This is a genomic window from Bacillus sp. REN3 (assembly GCF_017912555.1).
Taxonomy (GTDB): Bacteria; Bacillota; Bacilli; order Bacillales; family Cytobacillaceae; genus Mesobacillus.
The window spans coordinates 120,694-130,584 of sequence record NZ_JAERSD010000006.1 but is presented as its reverse complement, the minus strand read 5'-3'; the positions used below and the strand labels follow the sequence as shown (position 1 = coordinate 130,584).

Annotated in this window: 9 protein-coding genes and 2 other annotated features; of the genes, 1 reads left to right on the top strand and 8 read right to left on the bottom strand. The window is 45.6% G+C overall.

Features of this window, described 5'->3' with window-relative positions; genetic code table 11:
* Nucleotides 1–1,496 precede the first annotated feature (1,496 nt).
* Complete coding sequence (locus tag JJQ88_RS07645; RefSeq protein ID WP_246860975.1) at nucleotides 1,497–2,093, top strand: SAM-dependent methyltransferase; 597 nt, start codon at nucleotides 1,497–1,499, stop codon at nucleotides 2,091–2,093.
* Between the two features lie 32 nt (nucleotides 2,094–2,125).
* On the opposite strand, the gene trpA is transcribed toward JJQ88_RS07645, so the two are convergent.
* From trpA to JJQ88_RS07605, 8 genes are all read right to left on the bottom strand, one after another.
* Nucleotides 2,126–2,896 carry a tryptophan synthase subunit alpha gene (gene trpA / locus JJQ88_RS07640; protein WP_210365144.1) on the bottom strand — a complete coding sequence of 257 codons (771 nt, stop codon included), beginning with the start codon at nucleotides 2,894–2,896 and terminating at the stop codon, nucleotides 2,126–2,128.
* Complete coding sequence (trpB, locus tag JJQ88_RS07635) at nucleotides 2,896–4,101, bottom strand: tryptophan synthase subunit beta (protein ID WP_210365143.1); 1,206 nt, start codon at nucleotides 4,099–4,101, stop codon at nucleotides 2,896–2,898. The genes trpA and trpB overlap by 1 nt, the downstream gene beginning before the upstream one ends.
* Nucleotides 4,102–4,103: 2 nt before the next feature.
* Entirely contained in the window at nucleotides 4,104–4,721 is a 618-nt protein-coding gene (locus tag JJQ88_RS07630) for a phosphoribosylanthranilate isomerase (RefSeq protein WP_210365142.1), read from the bottom strand.
* Nucleotides 4,718–5,506 carry an indole-3-glycerol phosphate synthase TrpC gene (gene trpC, locus JJQ88_RS07625; RefSeq protein WP_210365211.1) on the bottom strand — a complete coding sequence of 263 codons (789 nt, stop codon included), beginning with the start codon at nucleotides 5,504–5,506 and terminating at the stop codon, nucleotides 4,718–4,720. Before trpC ends, JJQ88_RS07630 begins: the two co-directional genes overlap by 4 nt.
* Before the next feature lie 2 nt (nucleotides 5,507–5,508).
* Nucleotides 5,509–6,528: an anthranilate phosphoribosyltransferase gene (gene trpD, locus JJQ88_RS07620; RefSeq protein WP_210365141.1), complete on the bottom strand. Its 1,020-nt coding sequence runs from the start codon at nucleotides 6,526–6,528 to the stop codon at nucleotides 5,509–5,511.
* Nucleotides 6,512–7,114, bottom strand: a complete 603-nt coding sequence (locus JJQ88_RS07615; RefSeq protein WP_210365140.1) for an anthranilate synthase component II — start codon at nucleotides 7,112–7,114, stop codon at nucleotides 6,512–6,514. Before JJQ88_RS07615 ends, trpD begins: the two co-directional genes overlap by 17 nt.
* Entirely contained in the window at nucleotides 7,098–8,492 is a 1,395-nt protein-coding gene (gene trpE, locus JJQ88_RS07610) for an anthranilate synthase component I (RefSeq protein WP_210365139.1), read from the bottom strand. The genes JJQ88_RS07615 and trpE overlap by 17 nt, the downstream gene beginning before the upstream one ends.
* A gap of 60 nt (nucleotides 8,493–8,552) precedes the next feature.
* Nucleotides 8,553–8,803 (bottom strand) — a binding site (T-box leader).
* 57 nt (nucleotides 8,804–8,860) lie between these two features.
* Nucleotides 8,861–9,110, bottom strand: a binding site (T-box leader).
* A gap of 64 nt (nucleotides 9,111–9,174) precedes the next feature.
* The gene (locus tag JJQ88_RS07605) at nucleotides 9,175–9,816 is read right to left on the bottom strand and encodes an MOSC domain-containing protein (protein ID WP_210365138.1); all 642 of its coding nucleotides are present in this window, start codon (nucleotides 9,814–9,816) and stop codon (nucleotides 9,175–9,177) included.
* Nucleotides 9,817–9,891: the final 75 nt, after the last annotated feature.

Sequence of the window (9,891 nt, the reverse complement as noted above, 5' to 3'; positions counted from 1 at the left end):
AGAGCAGTGAAAGGTAACGCAAAAGCGGGATGCACTCCCTTTGGGGGCTCAATGAGCAGCAAAAGGTAACGCATGAGCGAAATGCACTCCCTTTTGGGGCACAGGGAGCAGTGAAAGGTAACGCAAAAGCGGGATGCACTCCCTTTGGGGGCTCAATGAGCAGCAAAAGGTAACGCATGAGCGGAATGCACTCCCTTTGGAGGCGCGGGGAGCAGTGAAGGTAACGCATGAGCGAAATGACTCCCTTTGGAGGCGCAGTGAGCAGTGAAAGGTAACGCATGAGCGAAATGCACTCCCTTTTGGGGCTCAATGAGCAGTGAAAGGTAACGCATGAGCAGGATGCACTCCCTTTGGGGGCGCGGGGAGTAGCAAAAGGTAACGCAAAAGCGGAATGCACTCCCTTTTGGGGAACAGAGAGTAGCAAAAGGTAACGCATGAGCGAAATGCACTCCCTTTTGGGGCTCAATGAGCAGTGAAAGGTAACGCATGAGCAGGATGCACTCCCTTTGGGGGCGCGGGGAGTAGCAAAAGGTAACGCAAAAGCGGAATGCACTCCCTTTTGGGGAACAGAGAGTAGCAAAAGGTAACGCATGAGCGGAATGCACTCCCTTTTGGGGCGCGGAGAGCAGCAAAAGGTAACGCAAAAGCGGAATGCACTCCCTTTGGGGGCTCAATGAGCAGCAAAAGGTAACGCATGAGCGTATTGCACTCCCTTTTGGGGCACAGGGAGCAGTGAAAGGTAACGCAAAAGCGGGATGCACTCCCTTTGGGGGCTCAATGAGCAGCAAAAGGTAACGCATGAGCGTATTGCACTCCCTTTTGGGGCACAGGGAGCAGTGAAAGGTAACGCAAAAGCGGGATGCACTCCCTTTGGGGGCTCAATGAGCAGCAAAAGGTAACGCATGAGCGGAATGCACTCCCTTTGGAGGCGCGGGGAGCAGTGAAAGGTAACGCATGAGCGAAATGACTCCCTTTTGGGGCACAGTGAGCAGTGAAAGGTAACGCAAGAGCAGGATGCACTCCCTTTGGGGGCGCGGAGAGCAGCAAAAGGTAACGCAAGAGGGTGTTGCACTCCCTTTGGGGACTCGGGGAACTCCCTTTTGGGGAACAGGGAGCAGCAAAAGGTAACGCATGAGCGGAATGCACTCCCTTTGGGGGCGCGGAGAGCAGCAAAAGGTAACGCAAAAGCGGAATGCACTCCCTTTTGGGGCGCAATGAGCAATGAAAGCCTGAAACCGCTCCTTGAAATCATCAATGCACGAAGTGCTTACCATTAAGCCAATCGCCCCAAACAGCAAGTTTTCATAAATCCATACTGGTATCACAAAAAGACGCATTTTTGTTTTTATCCATCAAAAGCCTGATCATCAAAGTAAATCGTATTCATAAATCCTTCAAATCCTGAGAATCATTTTAAGGAGCAATCTGGATATATCAGGTTTGGATTTGTTGAATGTAGGAAAAAAGGATATAAAATATGAAAGGGAGTAAACATCATGGAACCAATAGCAAAGCAATTTGAAAGACCAAAAGGGCTTCTTGGAAAGCTTGCTGGGACAATCATGTTTTTCGAAAACAGGAAGATAAATAAATGGAGCATCCAAAAACTCCAAATCCAAAAAAGAGACAGGATTCTCGAAGTCGGATATGGCCCGGGCTATGGAATTAAAACAATGATGGAACGATATCGTTTTATAGCAATTGATGGGATTGACATATCCGATAAAATGTACGAAGATGCAGCCAAAAGGAATAAGGAATGGCTGGAGACAGGAAAAGTATACCTTGCGATAGGCGATGTCATAAACTTTCAGCCGGACCACTATTATAATAAAATTATCTCAGTCAACAATTATCCCCTTTGGGGAAAACCTATCCAATCGTTGAAGCACCTTCACAAGTTGATGAAAGTTGACGGTAGAATTGTCCTGACTGTCCAGCCAAGAGAGGAAGGGGCAACGGACGAAACAGCAAAGGTTATGGGAGAAAGGATAAAGCGGGATTTGCTGGAAGCCGGTTTTACCAATCCTGTTGCTGCGTATAAAAAAGTACGGCCTGTCCTCGCAGTATGTGTAACAGCCCAAAAAAAATAGCCGCCGTCTTCATTTAGACAGCGGCTATTTTTTTAGATATTTACCGTTTCAGCCGACTGGATCAGCTCCCTGATTCCTTCGTAATCTCCTTTTTCAAAAAGGTCGATGATCCGGCTGCCGATGACCACTCCATCACAATGCTGGCAGACCTCCTCGATCTGTTCTTTTGTTGATACCCCAAACCCGGCAAGAACTGGGATACTGCTTGCCGTTTTGACTTCTGATAGGAAATCGTACAGTTCTTCGTTGAACTCCTTCCTGGTGCCTGTAATCCCTGTTACAGTGATGGCATAGATGAATCCCTTCGCTTTTTCAGCTATTTTCCTGATCCTTCCTGACGGAGTTGTCAGGGTAACTAGACGAATAAGGGAAATCTCTTCTTTTTCAAGCAGTGGAAGGATCATTTCCTCTTCCTCAATGGGCAGATCGGGGATGATCAAACCCGCCACGCCCGCTTGTTTGGCGTCCTTCGCAATCTTTTCAAGACCATATGCCACTAGAGGATTCAAATAAGTCATCAATATGAGGGGGATGTAAATTTCATTTCGGTATCCCGCAAGAGTCTCCAATACTTTCTTCAATGTTATTCCTTGATTCAGTGCCCGCTCCCCAGCCCGCTGAATTGTCGGCCCATCTGCGACCGGATCAGAAAAAGGAATGCCAATTTCGATTGCATCCGAACCATTTTCCTGAAGGAATTTTAGCCTCCTGACAAACTCCTCAAGGCCACCGTCACCTGCCATGATATAGGGAACAAAAGCTTTTTTACCTGCTTTTGACAAAGCCTCTGCTATTCTATCCATTACTCTAATCCCCCCATCCTGTTTTTGATCGTCTCAACGTCCTTGTCCCCACGACCAGAAAGGCAAACGACGATGGATTTGGCTTTTTCCATTTCTTCAGCCAGTTTTATAGCATACGCAACAGCATGCGCACTTTCCAAGGCTGGTATGATGCCTTCAAGTCTTGATAGCAGTTTAAAAGCATCCAGTGCTTCATCATCCGTAACTGCATGGTAACGAATTCTCTTGATATCATGAAGATAACTATGCTCCGGCCCGATGCCAGGGTAATCAAGCCCCGCTGAAATCGAATGCGCTTCCTGGATCTGACCGTCATCATCCTGTAAAAGATACATTTTTGCTCCATGCAAAATTCCTGGTTTTCCCTTTGCCAGGGAGGCAGCATGCTTTTTCGTATGCAAGCCGTGGCCAGCTGCCTCAACACCATGGATTTTTACACCTTCATCGTCTATGAACGGGTAAAACATGCCTATTGAATTACTACCTCCCCCAATGCAGGCAACAAGTGCATCAGGCAGACAGCATTCCCTTTCCAAAAATTGTTTTTTTGTTTCTTTGCCAATTACTGATTGGAAATCTCGTACCATCTTCGGAAAAGGGTGAGGACCCATTACCGAACCAAGGATATAATGAGTATCTCTCACGTTTGTTACCCAGTAACGAAGTGCTTCATTGACAGCATCTTTCAATGTCCCGCTCCCCGAATCGACACTGATGACTTTTGCGCCGAGAAGCTCCATACGAAAAACATTCAGCTGCTGGCGCTTGATGTCTTCTTTTCCCATAAAAATAACGCATTCCAGGTTCAATAACGCACAAACAGTGGCAGTGGCGACCCCATGCTGTCCGGCCCCGGTTTCGGCAACGATTTTCCTTTTTCCCATCCTTACGGCCAGGAGCGCTTGCCCGACAGTATTGTTAATTTTATGTGCTCCGGTATGATTCAGATCTTCCCGCTTCAGGTAAATCCTTGCGCCGTTTACATATCTGGTGAGATTCTCAGCAAAGTATAATGGTGTTTCCCTGCCGACATAATCCTTCATCAACCCTTCCAGTTCGGCCTGGAAATCTTCATCAGCAATCGCCCGTTCATATTCGTCCTCAAGTTCCAATACCGCCTGCATCAATGTCTCAGGTATGAACCTGCCCCCATATTGTCCGAAATGCCCTTTTTCGTCTGGCAGCCTGTAAGTCGTTGCCTTCATTTTCAAACAACCTCCTCTTTCTTTTTCGCTGTCATAATGAATTCCCTGATTTTTCGGAAGTCCTTTTCTCCATCCGTCTCCACCCCACTGCTGACATCGACCATGAAGGGCCTAACGGCTTTAATCGCTGCCCGGACGTTTTTGGATGTCAATCCTCCAGCTAAGATAATATTGCTCCTTTTCAATCCCAATCCCTCAACCTGCATCCAGTCAAAGCTGTTGCCACTCCCTCCCATGAAAGCTTCGGGAGGACTGTCAAGCAGCAGATACGGTGAGCGGATCGAGAAAAGCCGATCAGTATCCTGTTTTGATTTGATTGCTGCTGATTTTATGATTGGGAGACCCACTTCCTGGTACAAGTCCGGGTCTTCTTTTCCATGCAGCTGAATATGTGACAATCCCACGGTATCTGCGACCTCCTTTATGAACTTTGCTTCCTCGTCTACAAAGACACCCACTTTCCAGACATCTCCAGGCAGCTGCTTGATAATTTTTTTTGCCTGTTCATTAGTGATCCTTCTTGTGCTGGGAGCAAAGACAAAACCTATCGCATCGGCTCCTGCTTCAACTGCACACTTTGCCGCATCAACGCTTTTGATTCCACAGATTTTAACTTTCATTCAACCCTCACACCAAGGGGGACTGAAAAATCCTTCAAACTTTTAGCTATATCTCCAGATTTCATTAAGGTTTCCCCGATAAGGACCCCGTTTGCTCCGGCAGCTGCTGCCCGCATGACATCCTCCCTGGTTTTCATTCCGCTTTCACTGATCAGCAACGCTCCTGATTCCCTTACTAGCGGCCCGAGTCTTTCCGTTTGGGCAAAGCTCACCTCAAAGGTTCTCAAGTCACGGTTATTGATGCCAATTAATGGCGCGTTTATCGCCACTGCTTTTTCCATGTCAGTTTCATCGTGGATTTCCACCAGACATTCCAACCCTTTCGCTGAAGCATAAGAATGAAATGAAGCAAGTTCTGCTTGACTCAGAACAGCTGCGATCAATAGAATCACGTCAGCACCCGATTTTCCCGCCATGTCAATCTGGATCTTATCAATAATGAAATCCTTGCAAAGAATTGGGAGGTCCACTGCCAGCCGGACTTTTTCGAGATCCGAAAACGAACCTTTGAATCCTTTCTCATCAGTGAGCACCGATACTGCCGATGCGCCGGCTTCCTTGTATAATAATGCCTGTTCATGGGGCTCCAGCTTTAAATTGATATTTCCTTTTGAAGGTGAGGCTCTTTTGAATTCCGAAATGATCGAAACATGATTTTCTTTTTTTAGTTGGCTGATCAATGATCTTGTTTTATATGTTTGGAATGATGTCCCTGTCCCAGTGCTTTTCAGCTGTTCCACTTCTATTTTCTTTCGGTCGATAATACTATCCAGGATTGTCTCCATCATTAACCCACCGCCTTTTTCGAACTAATTTGTATCAAGTAATCCAGTTTTGACCTTGCGCGGCCGGAATCTATACTTTCAGCAGCAGCTTCAATCCCTTCTTTGATCGAGGACGCTCTTCCTGCAGTATAGATTCCAATTCCAGCATTCAGCAGCACTGTATCCCTTTGTGCCCCTTTCTTTCCCTGCAAGACTTGTTTCAATATGATAGCATTATCTTTTGCGCTGCCACCTAGGATATCGGAATGGTCATATACAGGCAAACCGACTTCTTCAGGGTGGAGCGTCAGCTTAGATACTTTTCCGTTTTCCACAAAAACCATCTCATTTTCCCCGGAAAGCGATGCTTCGTCCATCGAGTTAGCACCATTCAGTACGACTGCCCTCTTCCTGCCAAGCGAATGAAGAACTTCCGCAAATTTCTCCAGCATATCCTTCCGGTAGATTCCAAGCAACTGATAATCAAGCTGGACAGGATTCGTCAGTGGGCCAATCAGATTGAAGATGGTAGGTATACGCAGTTCCCTCCGCACCTTCATGATTTGTTTAAGTTTTGGGTGGACATGAGGAGCATAAAGGAAGGCAATTCCGTTTTCTTCAAGGACTGCTTCCGTTTCTTCCGGGGAAAGATCGATGCAGATTCCCAGTTCTTCTAGGACATCGGCACTGCCGGTTGTACTTGAAACGCTCCTGTTCCCATGCTTGGCAACAGGGATTCCTGCACCTGCAATGACAAATGCAGCAGTTGTGCTGATATTGAAGCTCCCTGATCCATCTCCTCCCGTTCCGCAATTATCAAGCACACCAGGCATCCTTTTGCTGAATCCCAAAGCTTGCTTCCTGATGGCCTTGACTATACCTGTCACCTCCATCGCCGTTTCACCCTTTGATTTTAGCCCGGTCAAGAATGCCGCGATTTCACTATCACTTACTTCCTCTGTAAATAACACCTTCACCGCTGCTTCCATTTCATCTTCTGTCAACGAATTGCTCTCAACAATTTTCTCAAGATATTGTTTCATGGGCCAATTTCTCCTTTCGTATTTCATCAAGAAAGTTTTTCAATATTTGTTTTCCGTCCTTCGTCCCGATAGATTCTGGATGGAACTGTAAGCCGAACAACCTATATTCTTTATGTTTAAGCGCCATGATTTCCCTGTCATCCATTGTTTCAGCAAGGATTTCAAATCCTGGGCCAAGGGTCTTGCGGTCGATTACAAGTGAATGGTATCTCATCACTTCGATTTTCTCTGGCAGAGAACCAAAGATGGAATCAGGTAAACACGATATTGTAGATTGCTTACCGTGCAGAATTTGCTTTGCTCTCACGATTGATGCTCCAAAGGCATATCCAATCGCCTGATGGCCAAGACAGATTCCAAGAATTGGGATTGTTTTCGAGAAAGTACGGATGAGATCCACACAGATGCCGGCGTTCTCAGGCCTACCCGGACCTGGTGATAGGACAATCCCTTCAGGCGCGAGAGTCCCAACCTCTTCGAGTGCCAGTTTATCATTCCTGAAGATTTTCACATCTGCTCCAAGTTCACTTAAAAACTGATACAGATTGAAGGTGAACGAATCATAATTATCAATAAGAAGAATCATCGGCAGCCTCCATCATCGCCTTTAATTTATGGTTTGTTTCCTCATATTCTTTTGCCGGGTCTGAATCATGGACAATCCCTGCTCCTGCTTGGAAATACCCTTTGTTCCCCTTGACGACCATCGTCCTGATCGCAAGGGCGAAGTCCATGGCGCCGCAGGCTGAGAAATAACCAACCGCTCCTGCATATACACCTCGTTTTTGGGGCTCTAGTTCGTTAATGATCTGCATCGCCCTGATTTTAGGTGCACCCGACACCGTTCCTGCTGGAAGGCTGGCGGACAGCCCGTCAATGGGGTGGGCTCCGGGTGCAAGTGTCCCAGTAACTTCAGAAACCAGGTGCATGACATATTGATACCGCTCAATTTCCATGTATTTGCTGACCTCGACACTTCCTATTTTGCAAATCCTTCCCAGGTCATTCCGCGAAAGATCGATCAACATCTTATGTTCTGCAAGCTCTTTTTCATCTTGTCTTAGTTCATCTTCAAGTTCAGCATCAATCTCTGGTGTTTCGCCCCTTGGCCTTGTTCCGGCAATCGGATTTGCCGTTATAGTGCCGTTTCGATACTTAACCAGGCTTTCCGGGGAGGATCCGGCTATGACATAATCTTCAAAATCAAGAAAATACATATAGGGAGAGGCGTTATTGACTCTCAGCTTCCTGTAGAAGGAAAACGGGTCACCATCTGTCTTCGCCGTCAGCCTCCTTGAGAGTACAACTTGGAAGACTTCCCCCACTTCAATCAATTCCTTCGCTTTTTTGACAGATTGTTCAAACACATCCTGTGATTGGGAAGATCGAAAATCTGTCATTGAAAATCCTTCACTTACAAGAAGGCTATCATCGGAAGCAAGCTCCTTTTTTCTTTTTTCCAGCCTTTCGATGAGCAGTTTTTCATTTTGATCAGGGAACAAAATCCCGACCAGAATAATTTTTTGTTTTACGTGATCAAAAACGATGAGTTCATTAAAGAACATGAGATGCGCATCCGGCATGTCAAACGGATCACTGGGAACGGAACCTATTTCTTCCATTTCCCTGACGAAATCGTAACCGATATATCCAACGCTTCCGCCGATGAACGGAATGTCCATCCGGGAGTCAATCTTAGGCAGGAGTTCCTTCAATGCTTCTGAAAAACCCTTATCCAACAAAGCAATGGCTCCATCTTTTTTCAACAGGGTCTTTCCATCCTTGGTGATCAATTCGTAGACTGGGTCAGCGCCGATAAATGAAAACCGGCCAGATTCATGATGTTTATATGAGCTTTCAAGCAGGAATTTCTTTTTTCCCGAAATCCTTTTGTAGACAGAGATTGGTGTCAGAGTATCACCTTCAAGCTGTTCAGCAATGACTTCCAGTGATTGGACTTTCATTGAATATTCCTCCTTCAAAGAATAAAAAAATCCCCTATACATGCACAAAAAAAGTGCTGTATAGAGGACGATAACATATGGACCGCGGTGCCACCTCAGTTTGGAGCAAGAAGCTCCCTCTCTTTCGGGTACAGGAAAAACAGTCTTCATTATACCCTATCCTTTTAACGGCGGAATCCCGGGCAGCCATACTAAAAGTTCAAGCTGCCTCTCACAAGTCCATTCAACAGGGATATCTGTACCGGCTCGCACCTGCCCCGGCTCTCTGAAACGGAAATCGTCTGCCTACTCTTCTTGCTCATCGAATTAACATTATTTAGTTTTGAAAAATCAAGAAAAAAGCATGCAAAAAGGCCCCCCGCCTGTTAAACAAGGACGGGAGACCCGTGGTGCCACCTTTTTTAGCCGATATACGGCTCACTCCATAGCATCGAGCAGAAAAATTGCTGAATGCGTGCCTTTTGTAACGATAAGGCCATTTCGCCAAAGCCTACTGCCCAAAGGGTTCGGTTTGGAAGCTCAGAAGTCCATTCACTGAAACAGCTACACTGATTCTCACCATCCATCAGCTCTCTGCAGTACCCAATTTCAGTTACTCCTCTTCTTCATAGCAAATTGGATATTTATTGTTTATTATATTAAAGCGGCAAATCAAAAATGTCAACAATAAAATGGGAATTTTTCAACTTTTCTGTATTAACTGTTTTTTTAAACTTAGTTTCCATTGCACAGCGAGTTCGTCTACTTCAAGTAATTGGCCGATTGCCTGATCATCTTTTTTCTTTTGGAAAAAAAATTGGTTCGCTTTTAGAATCGAAAAAGTTTCCTGGATTCTTTCCAATAGGATGATATTCGAGTCGGAACTTACCTTTCCTTCTTGAAGCACCCTGAAAAAATAGCCGGTATAGCCAGTTTCCACAACCTTTTTCAAAAGCAGATCAACACCATTATACGCTGAGATTTTTGAACATGGAATCCTCCCCTGGGATACTTGTATAACCGCATCCCCCAACTGGTAAATATCACCTATGTACACTTCCGATTCCTGCATATTCAATGTGGATATATTTTCACCGAACGAAGGTGACTCAAGCTTTACCCCGAATTCTTTTTCCCAAAAAGCGTAATGTTCATTAGGATAGAAACAGACTGCCCTATCTGGGCCACCGTGAAAGTGTTTCTCGGCAACTTCATCTCCGGAAAATCCCTCTTTGGCTAAAAAAGCCTCTTTTACACCTCTCTTGGCGATTGCGGAATGTTTAACCCTTCCTTTCCAAAGATACTCCTCTGGTTTTCCGATATTCAAGAACAATATTTTTCCCATCTTTACCCCTCATTTCTGTTCTAGTGCCCCGTTATACACTGTCCTACTTAGAGATTACCATAAAAAAACAGACTT

Coding starts and splice junctions, on each gene's coding strand:
- JJQ88_RS07645 (WP_246860975.1), top strand. CDS start 1,497: ATGGAACCAATAGCAAAGCAATTTGAAAGACCAAAAGGGCTTCTTGGA.
- trpA (WP_210365144.1), bottom strand. CDS start 2,896: ATGGATAGAATAGCAGAGGCTTTGTCAAAAGCAGGTAAAAAAGCTTTT.
- trpB (WP_210365143.1), bottom strand. CDS start 4,101: ATGAAGGCAACGACTTACAGGCTGCCAGACGAAAAAGGGCATTTCGGA.
- JJQ88_RS07630 (WP_210365142.1), bottom strand. CDS start 4,721: ATGAAAGTTAAAATCTGTGGAATCAAAAGCGTTGATGCGGCAAAGTGT.
- trpC (WP_210365211.1), bottom strand. CDS start 5,506: ATGGAGACAATCCTGGATAGTATTATCGACCGAAAGAAAATAGAAGTG.
- trpD (WP_210365141.1), bottom strand. CDS start 6,528: ATGAAACAATATCTTGAGAAAATTGTTGAGAGCAATTCGTTGACAGAA.
- JJQ88_RS07615 (WP_210365140.1), bottom strand. CDS start 7,114: ATGATTCTTCTTATTGATAATTATGATTCGTTCACCTTCAATCTGTAT.
- trpE (WP_210365139.1), bottom strand. CDS start 8,492: ATGAAAGTCCAATCACTGGAAGTCATTGCTGAACAGCTTGAAGGTGAT.
- JJQ88_RS07605 (WP_210365138.1), bottom strand. CDS start 9,816: ATGGGAAAAATATTGTTCTTGAATATCGGAAAACCAGAGGAGTATCTT.